The organism is Polyangium fumosum (assembly GCF_005144585.1).
Lineage (GTDB): Bacteria > Myxococcota_A > Polyangia > Polyangiales > Polyangiaceae > Polyangium > Polyangium fumosum.
This window is the reverse complement of record NZ_SSMQ01000003.1, coordinates 29924-51064: the sequence shown is the minus strand read 5'-3', so window position 1 is coordinate 51064 and position 21141 is coordinate 29924. Positions and strand designations below refer to the sequence as shown.

Sequence of the window (21141 nt, the reverse complement as noted above, 5' to 3'; positions counted from 1 at the left end):
TTCCTGGGGGCTGGTTGCTGGTACAGTGATGGTGCCCTCGGCTCCGACTGCGCGCCCGGCACGCCCCCGAAGTGTTGCCCGTGCCCCTGGCCGGAGGACTGCCCGGACGGTGCTCCCCCGCCGCTCCCCGAGTGTGTCGATGGTGGCACCGAGGCGGGCGATGGCTCGCAATCCTCGTGCACGGATGGGACGTGCGTGGTCCCTGTTCCCGACTGGCCGCCCGTGTTGCTCGCCACGGGTGCAGAGATCGACGTGCCCTTTTGTCCGGAAGACGCGCCCGAGATCGCCTTCGAGGGAAGGCCCGCGCCGGCGTGGGGGCCCGTGTGCCCGACGTGCACGTGTGATGCACCCGTAGGAGGAGGATGCCACGTGCCCACGACCTGGACCGTGACCTCCGACTCATGTGCGGGCGGCGGTGTCAATACTTCATTCGACCCGCCTGCGAGTTGGGAAGGAGGTTGTACCGCGACGAACTTCATCCCGGTAGGTCTCCAGTGTGGCGGCGTGCCGTGTGTCGGAGGGATCCACATCTCCGCGCCTACCATCGAGGAGCCGCCCTGTACGCCGCATGGCAGTGATCCTCCGCCCGGGACGGCCCATTTGGTCCCCGAAGGGTTTGGCGCGCCGTTTGCCCGCGCCTGCGCCCGTGCGCCCTGGCCGGCGTGTGAAGGAGAGGACGGGGTTTGTCTGCCCCTCTCGGGGGCGCCGTTCGCCATGTGCTTGATGCACGAGGGGGACGAGCCGTGCCCCGAAGGCTGGCCGGCCAAACGTCTCCTCTACGGACAGGTCGACGATCAGCGGCAGTGCGAGGCTTGCTCGTGTGATCCGCCGACGGGCGCGATGTGCTCCGTCAAGGTCCACGTGTACAGCGACGTGGCGTGCACGACGGAGCGTTTGGCCGTTGACATCTCGCCCGAGATGGGGGGGGATTGCTACCCCCTCATGTCCGGCGTCGCGCTCGCTGGTATCGCCGCCGAGGTGCTCGCCTATCAGCCTGGCACCTGCGAACCACACGGCAGCGAACCGGTCGGCGAGGTTTTCCTCGCGGGCGCGACGACGTTCTGCTGCCGCGAGCCCATGATCTGAGTCGGATCAGAACCAGTAGAGGAGCGACGCGCCGAAGTTCGCCGTCACCGGCTCGGTACGCCATCGCGTCGGCTTCTCTTCGGCTTTGAACCTCGGCCGAAACAGGTTCCCAGCGAGCTCCGCGTCCATTCGGATCTTCAGTCGATCGCCGACCGGATGTTCGAGGAGCCCGCGGATAGCGACGCCGAAGAAAGGAAGGCGGTCCGGGTCCGGGTACGTCCGGTTCACGGTCTCGGCCCACATGGCTCCGGCCATGACCAGTCCGCACACGCCAAACGATCCGCGCAGGTAGCAGGGGCCGAGCGTCGTCGAGGCCGTGTACACATGCACGAGCGTCGTTCCGAGGGGCCGCGTGAGCAGCGGAAACGTCGCGCGCGCATTCGCCTCGATCGTCCACCGCTCTGCGAAGCGATACCCGCCGCCCATGTGCGCGCCGCCGACGACCTCGGGGGTGATGCCGACCGCGAACAACCCTCCGGCCCCGAGGAACCATCGACGCTCGACGGGCAGGGGAGGCAAAGGAGGCTCGGTGGGCGTCGATGGCGACGGAGCTGCGGGCGGAGGCGGCTTCGGCGCGGGGCAGGGGTCGGGCCCTTTTGCAGGCGCCGGGGGCTCCTCCGGGGGCGTCTCGCGCTTCTCCATCCAGAGCGCCGCTGCGAGCGCCGCCTTGTAGAGCACCTCGTGGCAACACATCGCGGCCGGGTATTCGCGATGGATCGTGTCGAGCACCTTGTCGTCGAGGTCCTTGAACACGAGATCCACGCCGTACCCACCCGTTGACGTTCGGACGATGCGCGCCGAAAGGACCCGGGACGCAGGGGGCTCCAGGAGCGGCTGCGCGAGCACGAGATCGAGGAGGCCTTCGAAGTCCTCGAGGCGGTCGCAGGTCGGGAGCTGCTTCGCAGAGAGCTCCACGCGGTAGTGGGATGGCTCGGCGTTCGCGGGGGCATCGGCCAACAGGGCGAATGCGGGAGCCAGGAACGTAAAACCCAGTCTTGTGCGTCGTTTGGTTCGGTGGAACACGGTCTCCCGGATATTTTCGGGGTGCATGTCGATCGTTGAAGGGATTTGGGTCTCGTCGACCCTCTACGAGGGAGGGGACGTTGGGGCGACCCAAGAGGTTTTACCGTGAACCAACCCAAAAAAGAAGAATACGATGAGCTGATCACGCTCGTCCCGATTCTTTATGAGCGAGCACGAGCGAAGGGGGTTCGCGACCAGGACGCCGAGGATGTCGTCGCCAATGTTTTTGTCGACGTGTATGCACGAGAGAAGCCGCTTCCGAGCGCGCCGGACGAACGGATGAAGATCGTTCTGGCAATCCTGAGTTTCCGCGTCCTGACGCACATCAAGGAGCGCAGGGCGCTGGCACGGCAGGAGCTCGTCGAGGGGCCGGCCATGGAGTTGCTCGTGCCCGAGCCGCGGGATGCGATCACGGCTTTGGAGGAGCGTCAGCGGATCGAGGGGATCTGGCAACGGCTGCGGCCGGAGTATCGTCTTGCTATCGAGGGCAACGCGCTCGGGGAGAATGCCCAGGAGACCGCAGCGAGGATCGGCGCGAGCGTCAAGTCCGTCGAGACGTGGCTACGTCGTGGCCGCAAAATGGCCGGTTTCGAGCTGACGACGCTCGACACGATCAAGAGGCCCCGCGGCATTCGAACCGTGGTGGTTCTGGTTGGGCTCGGGAGTTTCCTCGCGGCGACGAGAGTGGCCGAGGCATTCGGGGGGTGGGTGCGCGAGTTCTTCCGTGTCAGCGCGCGCGTGCTCGGCGAACCGCTTCGCGTGTTGCCGAGCGTGGCGGCTGGCGTCCTTGCGCTGGCCATCACGCAGCCGAGGCCATTCGCTTCGGCCGATGAACCGGGGGCGGTGTTGGTGCAGGCGGAGCCGAGGCGGAGTGCGGAGGCGCCGCGGATGGAGTCGAGCGCATCTGCGCCGCCTCCGGTGGCGTCGTCGTCGTCGTCGATTTTCGCTGTGCCGACGACGACGCCGCGGTCCGGCGCGAATTCGTCCAATGGACCGAGCTCCGATGGAGCTTCGGCGTCGGATGCATGGCTCTTCAAGGCGAAGGCCGCATTACGTCGTGGGAATGCTCGACGTGCCCTGGAGCTCGTGGAGCTCGATGCACGCGAGAGACCGCATCCCGACGAGGATCGGGAGAACCTTCGCGCCGCGGCGCTCCGTGCCTTGGCCGGCCAGCGCTGACGAGCGTCGGGTTTGTCGAAAAGTTACGTTGCGCGCTCCCGGAAGGGCGCGAGGGCACCTCTCTGGGCGAGTTGCGTCCGTTGCGCCTTTCCGGGAGCGATTTTATCGGATCACGAGCATCACGAGGGCGACGGCTGCTCCGCGGAGTCGCGTTTCGTCTCGGCATGAGGAAGGGATCCCGCGCGTGGTCGCCGCCCTCGTGATGCTCGTGATCCACCCACGCCACGGAGATGCGTTCATGTCTGACGAGCGTCCCCGAACGACTTCCCCGCGGCGTTCGTCGAGCCATCGGCCGGCGTTCCGACTGCGCGAAGACTGCTCTACTTCCTTGCGCCTGGGAGATGAGGGGGTGACACGGAAGCCCAGCAGAGCGGGGGTGGAGCCATCACTCGAGCGGTCGATTTGCGCGGCGGCATAGATGACGGCGAGCGCGAGGTCGTCGAGCCTCTGGAGCTCGGCGACGTCGATGTTCGGCAGCTCCTCGGCGATCCGGTCGGTATGAGGCGCGATGGCGTCGAGGCCGCGCTTGATGTTGTGATACGCGAGGGACGCGTCGGCGCGGAAGGTGCGCACGTGCGAGGTGTTGGGGGAATGGAAGGGTGGGGCGGTTCGGGGGAGCAAAAGATTCGGTCGGCCGGAGGGGAGAGAGCGGCGGGAGGCCGAAGGTTTGGGGAGAGGGGTTGGGAGGAGGCTTCGAGGCGAGGGGAGAAGACGTCCCCGCGCAGCCCGCATGCGTCGAAGCAGCAGGCCCGGACCGTGGCCGCCCTGTCATGACGTACCCCGTCTCCCTTGACTTCGCCCGGCGAAGGAGCGAGGTGTGCAGGATGCGCGCTCCCATTTCCCAGGACAACCCCTCCCTCGCGTACCGGCTCTCCGGCGCTCTCCTCGCGATCGCCGTGCTCGTCGGCCCCGCCTCCGCGGCCGCGGACTTGATCGGACCGGCGGAAGAGGCCTGTCAAAACAAGGCCGCCGGTGATGCGTGCGCCGAGCCCGCAGGCGCGGCCGGCACGTGCGTCGCCCAAGAGGCCCTCGGGGGGCGGCAGCGGTTACGCTGCGTGGTGGGCGCGAATGCCCCGACGGGGGCGAAGACCGCGACCCCGCAGCCCGCCGACGCAAAAACGCCGGCGCCTACGCCGTCCGCCGCGCCCGCGTCCGTGACCGAGAAAAAGGGCTGCTCCGTGTCCGCTGCGGGAAGCTCGAACGAAGGCGCGCCGCTCGGGATCACCGTCGCCCTGGCCGCGCTCGCCCTTTGCCGAGCGAAGCGCCGCGCGCGGTCCGCGGGGTGAGGGGTGGACCGGCTCTGAGCATTCGTCGCACGCAGGTCGTCGAGATCCCCCTTTGTGTCTACGGGGGTAGAATCGCGTTCGCGTCGACTCGATCAGGATCGCAATCAGGCGCGAATGAGCGCGCCAGAACGCGATGACCTCTCCCAAAGCGGAGAGGCCCGATCTCCTCGAGATCGGGCCTCTCACCCATCCGAATCAGCGCAGCGCTGACGTCAGGGCAGAACGACGAGAGACTCCGTCTCTTCCTCGCCACCGTAGCGAGCGGTGATGGTGACCGTTCCCTCGTCGATCGCGGTCACGAGGCCGTCCGCGGATACGGTGGCGGTCGCCGGATCGCTCGAGACCCACTCGGCATCGCCGGACATATCCCCGTCCGCCGACCCGTCGGAATACATCACCTTCAGCGTGTACTGAAGCGTCTCGCCCTTCTTCATCGAGCTCGTGTCGGGGGTGAGATCGAGGTCCGAGACCGTCTTGTTGCTCTCATCGCCGCAACCCAGCGCGGTAACCATCGACATCGCCGAGAACGCCATGGCGAAAAGCATACAATACGATTTCATTTGTTTTGCTCCTGGGGGGATTCCCCGCCCTTTGGTGTTCTGCCATTTCGCCATGCATGTCGCGTGCCGACGTCGAAGGGTCATTTCTCGACCACGAATGTGCAACTTGTGCCCGGAAACTACGTTACGGGAATCCTTCACGGTATTTGTTGTAGGCAAGCGTCATAACAAATCCCAGCGGTTCTCCATGATAACGGCAAGGATTTGCAGGTTTCACGAAGGCGACCTTGACCCGGCGCAACGCGCCCGTGTCCTCGCTCTGCTCAGTCGGCTGTTCCCGGCGAGCGAAGGTTTGGTCGCGTACACCTGGCGAACGGTTACGTTCTGGGCGTTGACGCGAGCAGGGAATCCCGCGCAGATTCCGTGGGGAGTCCCGGCACTTGCGCCGCCTTCCGCGGCGGCTCCGCTCCCGCGATCCACGACCGGAGGTGCCTTGTGCTGAGTTCGGGCACGACGCGCACGAGCTGCGCTGGCTGTGCTATGCCGGCGCGGCGATGGCTGCGCTCGTGTAGGAGTCCACCGACAATGCGCCTCGGACATCAAGACGGGCCGATCGTGTACGGCCTCTCCCGGCAGCAGATCCGCCGCGGTTCATGTCCCGTCCGTGCTGCGCCTCAATCCTGGCAACCAATACGCTCGTCATGCAGCACGATATCGTCGATCCACGCCGTGAAGCCAGGCGGGGCTTGCTGATAGTTCGTCCAGCCGATGCGCACCTCGCTGAAAGCGTTTGGGATCTGTGAGCCCTCGTAATTGCCGGCCCCGTTCGCGATGCTGATCTGATCGACGTGCACGTCGTCGATGTAGAAGTCGTAGCTCTGCGTCGGCCCGTCGATGTGCCATTCGGCGCAATGCCACTGGTCGTCGAACATCCAGCTATAATCGCTTCCCTTGCCAAACTCGGCCCCGTTGGGCTGGACGTTGTAGAGGTACTGGACGTGAGAACCGTTGCCGTCGTTGTTCCAGCCGTCCTTGTCCTCCTTCACGGTATCCACCACGCGGACCTCCTCCGGCCCTACGGTGGGGCCGTCGCCGTAAAGCGCGACGAGGGTCGAGTGGACGAAGGCGTCGGGGACGGGGAGCGCGACCTTGTAGCGAATGCGGCCCCAATGCCCGCTGCCGAGCTTGGAGCCGTCATGATAGATGCGTCGCTCCCCGTTGACCATCGGACCCAATTTCAACGCGTGGGCGCCGCTCGCCGCTTCATCGTCGGCGACCGCGGCAGGGTCGCCGTGCTTGGTCCACCCTTGCGGGACCGCGCCGACCTCGGTGGCCTCGAAATCCTCGCAGATGATGTATTTGCCGGAGGAGCATAAAGTTTGATTCGGGCCGGAGCCGCCGGAGCCGCCGCCCCCGCTGCTGGCCGTCGAGCTACTGCCAGCGCCGCCGGTGCTGCTGCTGCTGTCACCGCCATTGCCGCCGCCGCCCGAGTTCGAATTCGAGGGATCTGAGCTGCAGCCCGCGTGGAATGCCGTCAAGAGGAGCGCGAGGCTGCAAGCGTGAACACGATGCTGCATGGTTGACCTTCGACTTTCTGTGCAAAGGGTCGATCCCTCGCCCACGCACCCGTAAGGCGCGTGATCCTACTTCCTCGACGACCTTCGGTGCCCCGGCGAGGTCGAGGCCCAGCCTTTCCGCGAGCGCTCGCGGCAGCGTCACGTAGCTCGCCCCGGTATCCACCACGAGCTGCACGAGGCCACCGCAGTCTGTCCGGGGTGGGCTTGGCAAACGGGGCGCTGCATGGGCGCCGTTTTACTGCGAGGACCCTCCGTCGAGCAAGCGTGCGAACCTGGGGATGTCGCGATCGCGTGCGTGAGGTCGCCGAGGGCGCGCTTGCGCGTCAGCGGTATTTCGGGAGCTCTTTGTTGAGCCGAACGAAGAAGTCGATGATGTCGTCCTTGGCCTGGCCCTTCCCGAGCCACGAGGGGACGTTGCCGCCGACATCGAGGTGGAAGCGGTAGACGGCGCGGGTGCCCTTGCCGCCTTCGGGGTCGAATCGCCAGGCGCCCTCGTGCGTGTTCACGCGGACCACGTCGGCCACGGGCTTCGGCCCGCGCTCGTTGGCGGCGGCGAAGCGCATCCAGAGGATCGGGCCCTCGGCGCCCCAGGTGACTTGAATGGTGTAGTCGCGATCGTCGATGACCGGGAGGTCGAGCCGCTGATAGATGACCAGAGAGTCGGCGTTGCGGGCGAGGACCTTGTTTTCCTTGAGGCGCTCTTGCCACTTCTGGTGGTTCGCGTAATCGAGCAGCGCGCGGCGCACCTGCTCGGGCGGCGCCGGGAAGCTCGCCTCGGCCGCGAACTCGACGCCGGAGCGCTTCTCGCGGCGGTGGACGCGGACGCCCTTCTCCTCGCCGAGGAGCGTGAAGCCCTCCGACGCGAGCGCGCTCGCGGGCGCCGGAGCGCGCACCTGCGATGGGGCCCCGGCCTGCGCGGGCGAGGGCGGGGGAGGCTCGGCCGACGCGTCCAAGGGCGCGAGGGCGACCAGGATGGCGAGAAAGGTCCAGCGTCTCATTCGTCCGTGTCCTCAACGTAGGTGGAACAAAGTATCCGCAGATCGAGTGTACCTCAAACGGACAGGAAAAATCACCCCATAAACGTCCGGGAGGTCCCCTTGCTCAACATTCTCCTTTGGAGGATAAATGGACCGGGCCTTCATTCCAGCGGCCGGCATATTTTTCGTGGTGGACGTACGCGGTGTGGACCTGACAGACCCTCCGTGGGTGGGCACGGAGGCTGGGGAATGTCCGTCCGGCCTGGTTTCTCCCATGGCGGGCGCGTCGCCGCGGCACGCATCCCATCAATCGAGCGAGAGATACGTGAAGGTGACCGATTGATGAAAATCATTTCGGGCGTGGCCGAACCGTAGCCCTTGATTGAACGAGATCTCGTATTGGCGTCGGTCGCCGGCGCACATGGAGATGAGAGACCATTCCGGGCCCACCGACGCACCAAAGAGCACCGGATCCTGCTGCAGATCCGCCACGAACCCAGCCGAAAGACCCGCGGCCGAGGAGAACCACGGGCTCCAGTTGACGCGGAGCATGGCCGGCACGACGACGGAGACCTGGGTCACCTGATACCTCGGATCTTCAATGAATCGGTGCATGACGGTCAGCGTGCCGCCCGTGCGGAAGTCGAACATCGGCGTGATGCCAATGTTCATCACGAAACCCGCCGCCGCGCCGAACATGACCGCGCCGCCCTCGGTATACACCGCCATTGCAGGGCTGAACGACCCGCCGAAGTGGAGACCTTTGCGGTGCCGCGCCACTTCATCCATGGGGGAGGGGCGAAACTCCACGCGTTCGGTCTTGCCGGCGGCGACGGTCGCCTGCCTTTTTTCGCGTGAGCCGCCCGGGTATTGGATTTCGACCTCGTGCACGCCCGCCGTGACGGGCACCTCCAGCGGCGTCGCGCCCACGGCTCGCCCGTCGATGAAGACGTTCCCCTCGTTCGCAGCGCTCTCGATTCGGATCTTCCCGCCGCCTTCGATCGTCTGCGCAGCCGGGGCCGGCGGCGGCTTGCTGCCGTCGGCCGGGACGAGCTTGATCGTCACCTTCTCGTTCGCGCCCTCCTTCACGTTGACCGTCGTGCTTGCGGGATGGAATCCGCTCGCAGAAGCGGTAATCGTATGGGAGCCCGGATTGACTTTGCGTGGAGCGGAGAGCGCCGCCGCCGGGATCGACGCGCCGTCCACGGCCACGACGGCAGCATCACTCGACGCGCCGTCCACCACGATGACCAGGGACGGGATCCGCGTCGTGAGCTTTTGCGCGAGCTCCGCGGCCTCTTCGCGGGCTTTGGCGAATGCCGCCGGCTCATTGGCATCCTTGGGGTGACGCGACACCTGCAACAACGTGTCGCGCGCCTCGACGAGCAGCCCGCGCTCGATCTGAGCTTTGGCGAGGGGAAGCCCCGTGGACGGGACCTGCATGATCGCGTGGGCCGCCTGATACGCCTTGAGAGCACCTGCGTAATCTCTCGTGGCAAACTTCGCGTCGCCCTCTTTCATGAGGTTTCGGGCGGTCTCCTTGTCCGCCGAGGAGGGCTCCGCGAGCGCGAGAGGCGGGGCGAGGAGAGCCGTCGTGACGAACAACGCCGCAGCGCTCGACACCCTCGCGAACCCCCGGAAGAAACGCACCAGCGTGACGCGACTCGAAATCACCGACCGTTCAGAATCCATAATCCTTCTCGGGTAGCGGAGTGCTGCGCGGAGGGCCGCCAGGCTTTGCCGACGGCTTCGGGTTCGGCCCCGGCGCGGACGCACTCGGAGCGGAGGCATTGGACACGGACGCACTTGGCGCAGGCGTGCTCGGCGCGAGCTCCACGCGGCTCGTGACCGGCGCGACCACAGGCGGCTCCTTCGGGGCATTCGTGGTCGCGCTCGCGGGCGCCGTGATTCCATCGGGCGCGTTTTCGATGGCCGGCGTCGACGCCCCGACGAAGGGTTGCACGGGGCGCCTGAGGAAAACAAACCCCAGCGCGCCTGCACCCACGAGGCCCACCACCGCCGCGACGATCACGGCCCGGCGTCGCCCCGCACCCGGCCGCGTTGACGCGTGGGCCGCCGCCTCCCCGACGTACGTCGTCGCCGATGCGGCTCCCCCGAGGGAGCTCGGATCCTTCGCCGCGTGTCGGGAGCTCCCGTCCTCGCCGTGATGCGCGGAATCGTCCGTGGAGAGGCGGGCGTCGTCGCGCGAAGCTTCGTCGTCCGACGAAAACGACCGATACCCGTTCTCGAGAACCGTGACATGCTCGTCCCGCCGTACGCTCCCTCCGACGGTGGATCCAGCCCCGGTCGATTCTCCGCGGGTGACGTGGCGTGAAGACGGGTCGGTCGCCTTATGCGGAGCACGCGTGAGGGAAGGGGACGACGTCCTCCCCAGGGCGGTATAGAGCGCGTTTGCCATCTCCCGGGCCGAGCCAAAGCGCGCCGCGGGGTCGTGCGCCAAGGCCTGCTTGCACCATTCGTCGACCTCGGGCGGGATGGTGTCCACGATCTGGCTCGGCGGGACGAAACGCCCAGCTTGCATGGCCAGGAACAATGCGCCGATCCCATTTTCGTCCGAAAAGGGGAGCTTCCCCGTCATCGCGCGGTAGGCGACGACGCCCAGGGACCAGAGGTCGGCCCGGAAATCCACGCTCTTGGCGTTGAGGAGTTGTTCGGGGCTCGCGTAGAGGATGGTCCCGACGATCATCCCGGTGCTCGTCACTTCGCTCGATTCGCCGCCCCCCGGCTTCGCAATGCCGAAGTCGAGCACTTTGACGAAAGTGTCTCCCTCCGTGTCGAGGAGGAAGATGTTGCTCGGCTTGACGTCCCGATGCACGATTCCGAGCCGATGGGCCTTGCCGAGCGCCTTGCAGGCCTGCGAGATGATCTTGGCGACCTCGTCGAGGTGCAGGGGGCCTGTTCGTTTGATGCGCGCCGACAGGTCTTCCCCATCGAGCAGCTCCATGACCATGTACGGGATCCCATCGCCCGTGATCCCGTGGTCATGGATATTTACGATGTGGGGGCTCCCTATCTGCGCCGCGCTCGTGGCCTCGCGTTGGAAACGCATCCGCGTCGCCGGGTCGCTGGCGTGCACATCCGCGACGAACTTCACCGCGACCTGCGTTTTCAGCCCGAGGTGGTCCGCGATCCACACGCTTCCCATGCCGCCCCTGCCGAGCAGGCGCACGAGCTTCACGTGCTTCGAAACCGGGTATCCGGGACCGAGGCCCATGTAGAGACGACTACCACAGCTCTCGGCCGGCAGGCTATTTTCGTTGCGCAGCCCGCTGTCGTCTGGATGACGCTCCCGAGATCCACCGGTTCGGGCCGTGGTCCGGGTCGAACGCATGGCTGTGCGTCGCCCAACAAGTGCGTGGGGCGGCAAATTTCGCTGGGGTCGTTCGGGATCGGATCGGGTTCAGGCGACCCGATCGAGGACGAGGAATGGTCCCTGCGGCGGATACAGGCGCATGGGATGGGAGCTCTGCGCCGCCGCGCGAGGGGTCACTTCTTCTTCACGGTACAGTCGTAGAGGGTGACGAAACCGGCGCCATCCTCTTTGCCTTCGATGTCCGCGAGGTCGCCGACCTGCATCCCCTCCGGATTGGGGATGTTCACGCACGAGAGCTTCATCTTCCCATTGCCCGAGAACTGCGCCGTCTTGCTCTTCGGGCTGTACGACTCGAGCTTGCAGCCGGTGAGCTTCCTCGGCGTGTGGCTCTGGCGGCCCTTCTCGTCTTGCTCCTTCTCGAAGGCAGCGACGTCGCAAACGCTGCCCGAGGCCGCCGCCGACGCGCCGGTCGCGGAGCCTGCGGGCGCAGCCGAATCCGTCGACGATTTGTTGCAGCCAACCAGGAAACCACTCAATGCGAGCGCCAGGACTGCGGGGGAAAAAGCAATCATCCGGCTGGTCGATTTCATGCTCGTCTGATCTCCTTCGGTGATCTTTTCGTGTGTCTGCGTGTCAATTACGGGGCGCAGAAGGATGCGCGGAACCCTCTCCGCCGGTCAACTGAGGCGGAAGAATGCGAACAGGCGTGTCCGTCGTCCCCGCGGCGGAGCCTAGTTCTTCCCATCAAACCGAGCAAGAAGAACACGAACAGGCGCGCCCGCCGCATCCAGCGTCGCGCGCGCGCGACGGGTCGTCGGAACCACGGCGGCCGCACATCCGTGATCTTCCCCCGTCTCCGTGGACAAACCAACCCATGCCGCCAGCGCATTCCCTTGTGCTCCCGGTTAGCTTCCACGAGCACCAGCCGCAGGACGGACCCGATGCGGGTTAGCCCTGTATCGAGCGTCACGCTTCCGAGCGAGCGGCAAGACCCTGGCGCGATTTTTCCCCGAAGGGTTCGCCGCTGAGCGGGTAAGAAGGGGTGGAGTCCTCGCTGCATTGACGCTGCCCACGACGCTTCTCGGCCTGAGCCTCTCGGCGCTGCTCCCCACCCCGGTGAGCGTGACGCCGCCGCAGCCGTGTACGCCGGCGCGGCTCGGGGCAAACGTGTCTGCCCAGCCCGAGGCCTGGCGACACGCGGTCGAGGCGTTGGTCGCGGCGACCGGCACACCGGGGCAGCCCTGGAGCTGTGTGGGCGGCCAGGTCGATCTGGTCGTCACCGTCGACGCGGCCAAGGTCACCGTGGTCGACGCGGATGGGCACGCCGTCACGCGTGAGGTCGACGCGCCGGACGACGTCAGGCCGGTCGGTGAGGCGCTCCTCGCGAAGCCGCTTCCTCCGAGCCCCGAGAGCATGCCGCCCGCTCCCACGCCGGAGGCGGAGCAGCGGCCGCCGCGTGTGCTCCTGGGCGCCCTCCTCGGACCCCGTTACGCGGGGCCGGCGCACCGGATCTGGGGTGGGGGGACCCTCATGGCCGCGGTGCCGTTCCAGTCGTGGGGCGGCGGGGTTTGGCTGCGCCTCGATGGTTTGTCGATGCCGCTCGTCGAGGGGCTGCCGCCGATGGGCGAGCTGTGCATCGGCGCCTCGGCCTTTCGCTCCATCACCCTCGGATCCATCGAGCTGCGGCCCGTGCTTCGGCCTTCCCTCGCCGTGGTGACGAGCGTGGTGCCGGCGGAGGATCTCGAAAGCGACAAGAAGTTCGACCAGGATACGCGTGTCCATTTCCGGATCGGCCTGGAGACCCAGGTCGTCGTCCCGCTCACCGACGCGTTTCGCGCTGTGATTGCCCTCGACGGCGAAATCTCACCGAGCGCGCGCGTGTGGTCGACGGGGCCTTTTCCGGCCTACACGATCGGCCTCGGGGTCGGGATCGAGATGGCGATTCGATGAGCCCGCTGGCCACCAAGCGCCTCTCGAATGCCGCCGCGCTGAGCGACGCGGAGCTGCTCCTTGCCATCGCCGAGGGCGAGCTCGGGCCGCTGGGCATCCTCTTCGATCGTTACCACGAGCCCTTGCGCCAGTTTCTCCTGCGCGCCGCGCCCAACGTCGCGGATGTCGACGATCTCGTGCAGGAGACATTCCTTACGGCGACGCGCGCGGCCGCCTCGTTCGACGGGCGTGCCTCGGCATTGCCCTTTTTGATGGGCATCGCGACGCAGCTCCTCCGGCGCCGCAAACGCACGTTCGTGCGGCTGCGCGCGCTTTACGATGCGTTTTGCGCAGCCCCCACGGCGTCGCGGCAGAGCCCGGAGGAGCACGTGAACCAGGCCCAGGAGGAGGCGCTCCTGCAGGCGGCGATCGCGCGCCTCTCCGACGAGCGGCGGATCGTGCTGGTGATGGTCGAATACAACGGCATGTCCGGCCCCGAGGTCGCGCAGATCCTGGGCACGCCGGTCGGCACGGTCTGGCGGCGCCTGCACGAGGCGCGGGCCGAGCTTCGGCGAACGCTGCAAAGGGGGGGGCGATGACGTCTCCGGAGTGCCCGTGGATGAATCTCGTGGAAGCCCTCCGGGACGGGCGGCTTGGCCCGCAGGAGGGGGCGTCGATGGAGCGCCACCTCAAATCGTGCGCTGTTTGCGCCGGCCTCGCGCGTGATCTCACGCGAATCGGGGATGCCGTACGCGCGCCGCGCGAGCGGGCGACGCAGCTCTCGCACCAGCGGGCGCGTGTTTCCCTCCTGGAACGCGCGACGGCGCTGCCGACGCCACGTGTCTCGTTCGGAAAGGCGCGGTTCGTGCTCGCGGCGGCGACGCTGGGCATCGCGGGGGCGTTTGGCTTTTTTGGCGGGCAATGGACCGCCACGACCAGCAGGGTCGCCCTCGCGCTGCACATGAGCGTGCCGCCGCGCCTCCAAAGCGCGTCCGAGCCGCAGGTGCGCCCGTCGGACGACGCACGTTTCACGCGCAATCGAAGCGCGGGCCTCGACGAGGTGATCCTCGAAGACGGCGCCCTCGACGTGGCGCGGAGCCGGCTCGCGGCGGGGGAGCGGTTCGTCGTGCGCACGAAAGACGCGCAGATCGAGGTCCGCGCGACGGCATTGCGGATCGAGGCCAAGGAAGGCCGGATCCGCAGCGTGGCCGTGGAGCAAGGGACGGCCGAAGTTCAGTATGCGGGATTCACGGCGGTGATTCCGGCAGGCGGATCGTGGCGGGCGACGGGCGACGCGGCGGTCGAGGCGGCCGACAAGGAAAAATCCGCGGCGATACCCGCGCCGGAACCCACGTCGTCCGCGGTCGTCCCGAGCGCCCCGGCGAAAGGAAAAACGTCATCGCGCGCCGCGGCTGTGCGTGGCTCTCGGGGAATGTCGGACCCCTCGTCGGACACCCCGAACGAAAACGTCATGGAAGAGAGCTCCTGGACAGGGACGCCCCCTTCCGCGCCCACCTTCGCGCCTCCGCCGCCCGTGCGTGTCCCTTCGGCCGCGTCGCGCGCGTTTGCCGACGCGATGGCTTCGCTTCGGCGCGGCAATTACGCCGACTGCGCCGACAAGTTCGAGCAGTTCGTATCGACGTACCCGGCGGACGCGCGGGCCGACGAGGCGGATTATCTGCGAGCCGTCGCGCTCCAGCGCGCCGGCCGTACCGCGGAGGCCGTCGCCGCCGCCAAGCGATACCTCGCGACGCGGCCCAAGGGGGCGCATCGCGCCGACGCGGAACGCATGGCAGGAAACTAACGCGGGTCGCCTTCGAGAATAGCTGTTTTTCGACGAAGGGTCGGGCGCGGAGCGGGCAAGGAGGGGCGTGGGGGGACGGACGAGCGACCCCCATGCCGAGCAAGCGCCCTGAAGGTCATCCACGCCTCGGTCCTGTCATGCAGGACCGAAGCAACACCGACGCGCCGGAGGTTCCTGCGCGCCATTGGGTTCGTGGTCCAAAAGGCCGGGCTCGTCGGATGGATCAGGCCGCTCGTCGGATCGAAGTGCCCAAGCGCCGCGTCAGCCGCCCAAAATCGAACGTGCGCAGCTTCCCTGCTGCCGAGAACCGAGGAGAGCCGTGAGAGAACGCCCGCAGACGATTCGCCCCGCCACCGGCAAGCTCGCCGTCTTGCTCCCTGGCCTCGGCGCCGTGGCCACCACCTTCATCGCCGGCGTGCTCCTCGCCCGCAAAGGGCTCGCCAAGCCGATTGGCTCGCTCACGCAAATGGGCACCATTCGCCTCGGCAAGCGCACCGAGGATCGCTTCCCGCTCGTCCGCGACGCCGTCCCGCTCGCGTCGCTCGACGACCTCGTGTTCGGCGCCTGGGACATCTTCCCCGACAACGCGCTCGAGGTCGCGCGGCACGCGGAGGTGCTCGAATCGCGCCACGTCGACGCGGTGGCCGCGGAGCTCGCGCAAATCAAGCCCATGGCAGGCGCTTTTTACCCGGAATACGTGCGCCGCCTCCACGGCACGCACGTCAAGGCGGCCCGGTCCAAGGCGGAGATGGTCGAGCAGGTCCGCGAGGACATCCGCGGGTTCATCGAGCGCCAGGGGGCCGAGCGCGCCGTGGCGATCTGGTGCGGCAGCACCGAGGTTTACATCGCCCCCGGAGACGTGCACCAGAGCATCGCGGCCTTCGAGGCCGGCCTCGCCGCCGACGATCCGAGCATCTCCAGCTCGCAGATTTATGCCTGGGCGTGCCTCAAGGAGCGGGTCCCCTTCGCCAATGGGGCGCCGAACCTCTGCGTCGATTTCCCCGCCGCCTGGCAGCTCGCGCGGGAGATGGGCGTGCCCATCGCGGGCAAAGATTTCAAGACGGGACAAACGCTGATGAAGACCATCCTCGCCCCGGGGCTCAAGGCCCGCAGCTTGGGATTGCAGGGGTGGTTCTCCACGAACATCCTCGGCAACCGCGACGGCGAGGTGCTCGACGATCCGAACTCGTTCAAGACGAAAGAGGTCTCCAAGCTTGGCGTCCTCGAGCAAATCCTCCAGCCTCCGCGTTATCCGGATCTCTATGGCAACATCTACCACAAGGTCCGCATCGAGTATTACCCACCGCGCGGCGATGCCAAGGAGGGCTGGGACAACCTCGATATCTTCGGGTGGCTCGGGTATCCCATGCAGATCAAGGTCAACTTCCTCTGCCGAGACTCGATCCTCGCGGCGCCGATCGTGCTCGATCTGGCGCTCTTGCTCGACCTCGCGTCGCGCGCGTCGATGCGGGGGACGCAGGAGTGGCTGAGCTTCTATTTCAAGAGCCCGATGACGGCGCCGGAGCTCTACCCGGAGCATGACCTCTTCATCCAATCGATGAAGCTCAAGAACACGCTGCGGTGGATGATCGGCGAGGAGCTGATCACCCACCTCGGCAACGAATATTACGACTGATCCCGGCGGCGACGTGGCGAGGCGAGTGATGAAGCTACGGCCGACGGGTGACGGGAGCACATGGGTATGGGCGTCCCTCGGGGGCGCCCCGCTCCTCCTCCTGCTGATTCACGCGACGCTGGGGCTCCGGCCCGAGCACTTCTTCTTCGTGGGCATGTTCCTGGTCCTCGTATGGGCCGGGCCACGCGCGCGGCGGTTCGCGGCGATCGCTGCGCCCTTCGTGCTCACCGGGCTCGCCTATGATTTCCTGCGCCTCTTCATTCACCTGCGCGGCGAGGTCCACGTGGCCGATCTCCTCGAAGCCGAGCGCTCGCTCTTCGGCGTCGGCACGAGCGCGGGGCGGGTGCCCATTTCGGAGCTCGTCGCGCGCGCGACGCACCCGGCCCTCGATGCGCTCACCGGCGTCGTGTACCTCCTTTACCTGATCCAGGTCTTCGCGGTCGGGGCGTACCTGTACGTTCGTGATCAGGAGCGCATGCAGCGGCTCGCATGGGCCTTCGCGGCTGCGAGCTTGTTCGGCTGGATCATCTGGATCGCCTGGCCGGCGGCGCCGCCCTGGTACGTCGACCTCTACGGCGCAGGTCCCGCGGTGCTCGACGCGCCCTCGAATCCCGCCGGGGGAGCGCGGTTCGACGCCCTGTTCGGGGTCCATATCTTCCACACGTTTTATGCGCGCAGCTCCAACGTGTTCGGGGCCATGCCCTCGCTGCACGTGGGATATGCCGTGCTCCCCGCGCTCGTCTCCTGGTCCTTGGGCGGCCGGCTGCGCGCATTCACCGTCGCCTGGGCCGCGGTCATGGCGTTCTCCGCCATGTACCTCCGGCACCATTACATCCTCGACATCATCGCCGGCGTCATGGTGGCCTTCGCCGCCGATCGCGTGGTCCTCTTCGTGCAGCGCGCGCTGCTCGAACCGGCGCCGCGCAAAAACGGCGCCTCCCCCGAGGTCTCGGTATGAGCGTGCTCTCCGACTGGTTCACCGGCAGCCTCTCGGCCGCCCTGCGCATCTGGACCGCGGCCGCGCCCGCGCTGCTGCTCATTGCGTATGCATTGATTGGCCTCGCCGCTTATGTGGTGCGCACCCTGGCCTGGGGCCGCTTCCACGACGAGGAGGCCGACGGGCGTGGGCTCGGCGGGCTGACCACCGCGCGCGCGCGCCACTTCTTCGCGTGGCTGATGCGCCCGCTCTGGCAGGGGCTCGCTGCCGCGGGCGTGCCTCCCAATGCCATCACGACGCTGGCGGTGGGCCTCGCGGCGGGCGGGGGGGTCGCCATTGCGGCGGGCCGCTTCGCGCTCGGCGGGTGGCTTTATGTCAGCGCGGGCGCGCTCGATTACCTGGACGGTCGGGTCGCGCGCGCCACCGGACAGGCCTCGCCGAGCGGCGCCGCGCTCGACTCGGTGCTCGATCGTTATTGCGAGTCGGCCGTGCTGGTGGGCCTCGCCTGGTATTACCGCGAGAGCTGGGTGCTCTTGCCCTGCCTGCTCGCGCTCACCGGCTCGCTCTTCGTCCCTTATGTGCGCGCCCGCGGCGAGGCGCTCGGCGCCACCATGAAAGACGTGGGCTTCATGCAGCGCCCCGAGCGTATCCTCGTGCTCGGCCTCTCGGTCGCGCTCAGCCCCATCCTGGAGGCCATTATCTCCCCAGAGGACCCGCGGCCGCCGCATTGGATCGCGGCCGCCGGCGTCACCCTCATCGCGCTGACGTCCCACGCGACCGCATTCCAGCGGCTCGCGTTCCTGGTCCGCGCGCTGAGCGGCAGCTTGCCGCGCGACGACCGCCGTTCCTTGCCTCGGACCATTGCCGTGAGCGCGCTCGCCACGGCGCTCGACTTCGCCGTCGTGCAGATGCTCATGATCGGGACCGGCGCGCCGCCGCCGCTCGCCACGGGCGTAGGCTGCGTGGCCGGTGGGATCGTGGCCTTCACGCTCTCGCGCGTGTGGGCCTTCGCGGCCGAAGCCGGCCCGCGCGGAAGCCAGGCCATGCGCTTCGTGTTCGTCTCCGGGTCGAGCGCTGCCCTCAATGCCGGCGGCGTCGCCGTGCTCCTCCTTTTGCCTGCCATGAATGACCGCCTCGCCTGGGTCCTGACCCGCCTCGTCGTGTTCGTCACCTGGAACTACCCTCTGCTCCGCGACCACGTATTCGCGCTCGGGCCCGCCGTGAACGACGTGAATGACGACGTCCCCCTGAGCGACCCGAGGGAGCGTGATGTCAGCCGCGCCTGATCCCGACGGCGACGCGCGCCTCGGCCCCGTACCCGCCGCCATTCGCGCGATCCTCGCGCGCGTGGCGGTCGCCGCGTTTCGGCGCGCCGGCCTCGCCATCGTGCTGGTCGCTCTCGCCGCCGCGCTGGGCACCTGGTCCGCCGGCCGGCTCAAGCTCGATCCCGACATCACCCAGCTCTTGCCGCCCAGCTACCCGAGCGTGCAGGGCATCGAGGCGCTGCGGGCGCGTTTCGGCGGGGTGGGGTACGTGGTGCTCCTGGTCGAGGGCGGGGACCAGGCCGCGCGGCGGCGCTTCGCGGACGAGATCACGCCCCGCCTCGAAAAGCTCGAGACGGTGCAGTACGTCGACCACCGCTTTCCGGCGGAGTTTTTCGAGGACCGCGCCCTCTATTTCGCGGATCAGCCTGACCTCGCCGCGCTTCGTGATCGCCTCGCCGCGCGCCAGCGCTGGGAGATCGAGCGCGCCTACATCGACATCGACGACGAAGAGCCGCCCCCGGTCGACGTCGCGGACTTCGAAGCCAAGTACAAGAAGCGCCTCGAAAACACCGGCGGCGCGCGGCGCGGGCCTTACCACGAGGACGAGACCGGCAAGACCCTGGCCGTCCTCGTCCGCCCGATCCGGCTGGCCTCCGACCTCACCTTCGCAAAGCAGGTCGTCGCCGACGTGAAGCGCGTGCTCCAGGAAGCACAGCCCACGGCCTACGCGCCGGATCTCCGCGTCGAGCTCACCGGCCGCTACCCGAAGCGCGTCGACCTCCAGGCGGTGCTCGGGCGCGACCTCGCGCTGACCTCCTCGCTCGCGCTTGGCCTCGTCATCGCCTACCTGGCCTTCCATTTCCGGCGCTTGCTCGCCATCGGCCTCGTGCTCGCGCCGCTCTATGCGGGCCTCGCGCTGGCCTACGGCGCCGCGGGCGCGCTCTTCGGGACGCTCAACATCCTGACCGCCTTCATCGGCGCCATCCTCGTGGGCATCGGCATGGACCACGGCGTCCACCTCCTCGGCCGCTACGAGGAGGAGCGACGCGCCGGCGCGGCCGACGAGGAAGCGATCCGTCGCGCCTTCGGCGAGGCGGGCCGCGTCTCGCTCGCCGCCGCGTTGACCACCGCCGCGGCGTTCGCCTGCCTCACCTGGACCGACTTCCGCGCCTTCCGCGAGTTTGGCCTGCTCGCCGCGCTCGGCACGTTGTTCGTCCTGCTCGCCTACGTCACGTTGCTCCCCGCTCTGCTCGGCGTGCTCGCGCGCCACGCGCCACGCCTCGCGCCCGTGCGCGCCGGCGTGGAGCTCCCCGGCGTGCGCTTCATGCATCGCGCGGCCCCGCTGCTCTTTTGGGGCCTGGTCGTCGCGTGTGGCCTTGCGCTCACCCAGCTCCCCCACGCCCGCTTCGACGCCGATTTCTCCCACCTCGACGACGCCGACCTGCCGAGCTTTCGCCGCGACCGCGAGGTCAACGCGCTGCTCGGACGCTCGCAGACCCCGATGGTCGTGCTCGCCCGCAGCGAGGCCGAGGCGCGCGAGGTCTCTGCCGCCGTACGCGCGCGCATGGACGCGCTCGGGCCCGACGCCACCATCGGCCTGATCGCCACGCGCGCCGATCTGCTCCCGACCGACCAGGAGGCGAAGCGCCCGCTCTTGCGCGACATCGCCCGGATCACCTCGCGCATTCGCCCCGAGAGCCTCGACGCGGACACGCGCAGCCGTCTCGAGCGCCTCCAGCGTATGGCCGCGGCCGAGCCCTTTGGCCCCCCCGACCTGCCGCCCGCGCTGCGCCACACCTTCGAGCCCCACCCCGGCGCCGAACCCGTGCACTTCGTCCTGCTCTACCCGACCGTGAACATGGGCGAAGCCGCCGGGATCAAGCGGCTCGCGGCGCAGCTCCGCCGCATCGATCTGCCTGGGGGCGAGGCGCTCGCGGCCGCCGGCGAGCCGATGGTGCTCGCCGACGTGCTCGAGACGATCGAGCGTGACGCCCCGCGCATCCTCGTGGTCACCGGCGTGTTTGTCCTGATCGTTCTTTACATCACGCTCGGCCGTTTCCGGCTCGCGCTGCTCGCGCTCTCGCCGGCCATCCTTTGCCTCGCGGTGACGATCGCGCTGCTCCCCGTCTTCGGCGCCACGCTGAATTATCTGAACATGATCGTATTGCCGATCCTCCTCGGGATCAGCGTGGACGACGGCGCGCACCTGCTCGCGCGCGTGGACGCGGGCGAGCCGCTCGAAAAAGTTTGGCAACATACGGGTTGGGACGTCACCGGCGCCATTCTCACCGACGGTTTTGGCTTCGGCGTGCTCGCGCTGGCGACGCATCCAGGTCTCGGCAGCGTCGGCACGCTCTCGCTGCTCGGCCTTGGCGTGAACCTCGTCGCCTGCGTGGTCATGCTCCCGGCCGGGCTCGCTCTGCTTCATGCCTGGAAAGCGCGGCCTCGCGCCGCCGAACGTGCATCCGAGCCTTCGACGGCGCCGCCCCCGCAAGCCGACGCCTGATCGTCGCATTGCAACAAGGCCGGGCCTTCGTCGTGCCCGTGACAACGAATACGACATCGATGCCGCATCGCTCGTCCTGCCAAACCACGATGCGTCACGGTG

Annotated in this window: 19 protein-coding genes; 10 read left to right on the top strand and 9 right to left on the bottom strand. The window is 67.9% G+C overall.

The genetic code is table 11. From position 1 onward, the window contains the following. Positions 1-195 precede the first annotated feature (195 nt). Positions 196-1086 carry a hypothetical protein gene (locus E8A74_RS04040; protein ID WP_136927582.1) on the top strand — a complete coding sequence of 297 codons (891 nt, stop codon included), beginning with the start codon at positions 196-198 and terminating at the stop codon, positions 1084-1086. A gap of 6 nt (positions 1087-1092) precedes the next feature. Here the strand turns inward: E8A74_RS04040 and E8A74_RS04035 are convergent, their stop codons facing one another. Then, positions 1093-2043: a hypothetical protein gene (locus E8A74_RS04035; RefSeq protein WP_136927581.1), complete on the bottom strand. Its 951-nt coding sequence runs from the start codon at positions 2041-2043 to the stop codon at positions 1093-1095. A 171-nt stretch (positions 2044-2214) separates the two neighbouring features. Here E8A74_RS04035 and E8A74_RS04030 point away from each other — a divergent pair, with 171 nt between their 5' ends. Further along, positions 2215-3288 carry an RNA polymerase sigma factor gene (locus tag E8A74_RS04030; RefSeq protein ID WP_136927580.1) on the top strand — a complete coding sequence of 358 codons (1074 nt, stop codon included), beginning with the start codon at positions 2215-2217 and terminating at the stop codon, positions 3286-3288. A gap of 102 nt (positions 3289-3390) precedes the next feature. Here E8A74_RS04030 and E8A74_RS04025 read toward each other — a convergent pair whose 3' ends face one another. Further along, entirely contained in the window at positions 3391-3861 is a 471-nt protein-coding gene (locus E8A74_RS04025; protein ID WP_136927579.1) for a hypothetical protein, read from the bottom strand. A gap of 251 nt (positions 3862-4112) precedes the next feature. Between E8A74_RS04025 and E8A74_RS04020 the strand changes: the two genes are divergently transcribed. Further along, positions 4113-4574 carry a hypothetical protein gene (locus E8A74_RS04020; RefSeq protein ID WP_136927578.1) on the top strand — a complete coding sequence of 154 codons (462 nt, stop codon included), beginning with the start codon at positions 4113-4115 and terminating at the stop codon, positions 4572-4574. 212 nt (positions 4575-4786) lie between these two features. On the opposite strand, the gene E8A74_RS04015 is transcribed toward E8A74_RS04020, so the two are convergent. The 7 genes from E8A74_RS04015 to E8A74_RS03985 form a co-directional block, all read right to left on the bottom strand. Next, the gene (locus E8A74_RS04015) at positions 4787-5107 is read right to left on the bottom strand and encodes an Ig-like domain-containing protein (RefSeq protein ID WP_211365282.1); all 321 of its coding nucleotides are present in this window, start codon (positions 5105-5107) and stop codon (positions 4787-4789) included. 641 nt (positions 5108-5748) lie between these two features. Further along, complete coding sequence (locus tag E8A74_RS04010; protein WP_136927577.1) at positions 5749-6651, bottom strand: hypothetical protein; 903 nt, start codon at positions 6649-6651, stop codon at positions 5749-5751. Then, the gene (locus E8A74_RS55930; RefSeq protein WP_420814200.1) at positions 6539-6814 is read right to left on the bottom strand and encodes a hypothetical protein; all 276 of its coding nucleotides are present in this window, start codon (positions 6812-6814) and stop codon (positions 6539-6541) included. The genes E8A74_RS04010 and E8A74_RS55930 overlap by 113 nt, the downstream gene beginning before the upstream one ends. Positions 6815-6974: 160 nt before the next feature. Then, positions 6975-7649 carry an START domain-containing protein gene (locus E8A74_RS04000; protein ID WP_136927575.1) on the bottom strand — a complete coding sequence of 225 codons (675 nt, stop codon included), beginning with the start codon at positions 7647-7649 and terminating at the stop codon, positions 6975-6977. Positions 7650-7934: 285 nt separating this feature from the next. Continuing rightward, entirely contained in the window at positions 7935-9320 is a 1386-nt protein-coding gene (locus E8A74_RS03995) for a PEGA domain-containing protein (RefSeq protein WP_170228842.1), read from the bottom strand. After that, the gene (locus E8A74_RS03990; protein ID WP_170228841.1) at positions 9310-10863 is read right to left on the bottom strand and encodes a serine/threonine-protein kinase; all 1554 of its coding nucleotides are present in this window, start codon (positions 10861-10863) and stop codon (positions 9310-9312) included. Before E8A74_RS03990 ends, E8A74_RS03995 begins: the two co-directional genes overlap by 11 nt. Positions 10864-11135: 272 nt before the next feature. Then, positions 11136-11552 (bottom strand): hypothetical protein, encoded by a 417-nt coding sequence (locus tag E8A74_RS03985; RefSeq protein ID WP_136927572.1) that lies wholly within the window; start codon positions 11550-11552, stop codon positions 11136-11138. A gap of 469 nt (positions 11553-12021) precedes the next feature. Here E8A74_RS03985 and E8A74_RS03980 point away from each other — a divergent pair, with 469 nt between their 5' ends. The 7 genes from E8A74_RS03980 to E8A74_RS03950 all read left to right on the top strand — a co-directional run bounded on the left by E8A74_RS03980 (position 12022) and on the right by E8A74_RS03950 (position 21039). Next, entirely contained in the window at positions 12022-12912 is an 891-nt protein-coding gene (locus E8A74_RS03980; RefSeq protein ID WP_136927571.1) for a hypothetical protein, read from the top strand. Continuing rightward, on the top strand, positions 12909-13490 hold the full coding sequence (locus E8A74_RS03975) for an RNA polymerase sigma factor (protein WP_136927570.1): 582 nt from the start codon (positions 12909-12911) through the stop codon (positions 13488-13490). The genes E8A74_RS03980 and E8A74_RS03975 overlap by 4 nt, the downstream gene beginning before the upstream one ends. Next, positions 13487-14695 carry an outer membrane protein assembly factor BamD gene (gene bamD, locus E8A74_RS03970; RefSeq protein WP_136927569.1) on the top strand — a complete coding sequence of 403 codons (1209 nt, stop codon included), beginning with the start codon at positions 13487-13489 and terminating at the stop codon, positions 14693-14695. The genes E8A74_RS03975 and bamD overlap by 4 nt, the downstream gene beginning before the upstream one ends. A 319-nt stretch (positions 14696-15014) precedes the next feature. Further along, complete coding sequence (locus E8A74_RS03965) at positions 15015-16331, top strand: inositol-3-phosphate synthase (protein ID WP_211365281.1); 1317 nt, start codon at positions 15015-15017, stop codon at positions 16329-16331. Positions 16332-16359: 28 nt separating this feature from the next. Beyond that, positions 16360-17289, top strand: coding sequence for a phosphatase PAP2 family protein (locus tag E8A74_RS03960; RefSeq protein WP_136927568.1), 930 nt, complete (start codon positions 16360-16362; stop codon positions 17287-17289). Continuing rightward, complete coding sequence (locus E8A74_RS03955; RefSeq protein WP_136927567.1) at positions 17286-18554, top strand: CDP-alcohol phosphatidyltransferase family protein; 1269 nt, start codon at positions 17286-17288, stop codon at positions 18552-18554. Before E8A74_RS03960 ends, E8A74_RS03955 begins: the two co-directional genes overlap by 4 nt. Continuing rightward, complete coding sequence (locus E8A74_RS03950; RefSeq protein WP_136927566.1) at positions 18538-21039, top strand: efflux RND transporter permease subunit; 2502 nt, start codon at positions 18538-18540, stop codon at positions 21037-21039. Before E8A74_RS03955 ends, E8A74_RS03950 begins: the two co-directional genes overlap by 17 nt. Positions 21040-21141 lie beyond the last annotated feature (102 nt).

Excerpts from the sequence above, each read along its gene's own strand:
- E8A74_RS04010 (WP_136927577.1), bottom strand. The coding sequence starts at position 6,651 with ATGCAGCATCGTGTTCACGCTTGCAGCCTCGCGCTCCTCTTGACGGCA.
- E8A74_RS04000 (WP_136927575.1), bottom strand. The coding sequence starts at position 7,649 with ATGAGACGCTGGACCTTTCTCGCCATCCTGGTCGCCCTCGCGCCCTTG.
- E8A74_RS04015 (WP_211365282.1), bottom strand. The coding sequence starts at position 5,107 with ATGGCGTTCTCGGCGATGTCGATGGTTACCGCGCTGGGTTGCGGCGAT.
- bamD (WP_136927569.1), top strand. The coding sequence starts at position 13,487 with ATGACGTCTCCGGAGTGCCCGTGGATGAATCTCGTGGAAGCCCTCCGG.
- E8A74_RS04020 (WP_136927578.1), top strand. The coding sequence starts at position 4,113 with ATGCGCGCTCCCATTTCCCAGGACAACCCCTCCCTCGCGTACCGGCTC.
- E8A74_RS03985 (WP_136927572.1), bottom strand. The coding sequence starts at position 11,552 with ATGAAATCGACCAGCCGGATGATTGCTTTTTCCCCCGCAGTCCTGGCG.
- E8A74_RS03990 (WP_170228841.1), bottom strand. The coding sequence starts at position 10,863 with ATGGGCCTCGGTCCCGGATACCCGGTTTCGAAGCACGTGAAGCTCGTG.
- E8A74_RS03995 (WP_170228842.1), bottom strand. The coding sequence starts at position 9,320 with ATGGATTCTGAACGGTCGGTGATTTCGAGTCGCGTCACGCTGGTGCGT.
- E8A74_RS03955 (WP_136927567.1), top strand. The coding sequence starts at position 17,286 with ATGAGCGTGCTCTCCGACTGGTTCACCGGCAGCCTCTCGGCCGCCCTG.
- E8A74_RS03975 (WP_136927570.1), top strand. The coding sequence starts at position 12,909 with ATGAGCCCGCTGGCCACCAAGCGCCTCTCGAATGCCGCCGCGCTGAGC.
- E8A74_RS03950 (WP_136927566.1), top strand. The coding sequence starts at position 18,538 with ATGTCAGCCGCGCCTGATCCCGACGGCGACGCGCGCCTCGGCCCCGTA.
- E8A74_RS03960 (WP_136927568.1), top strand. The coding sequence starts at position 16,360 with ATGAAGCTACGGCCGACGGGTGACGGGAGCACATGGGTATGGGCGTCC.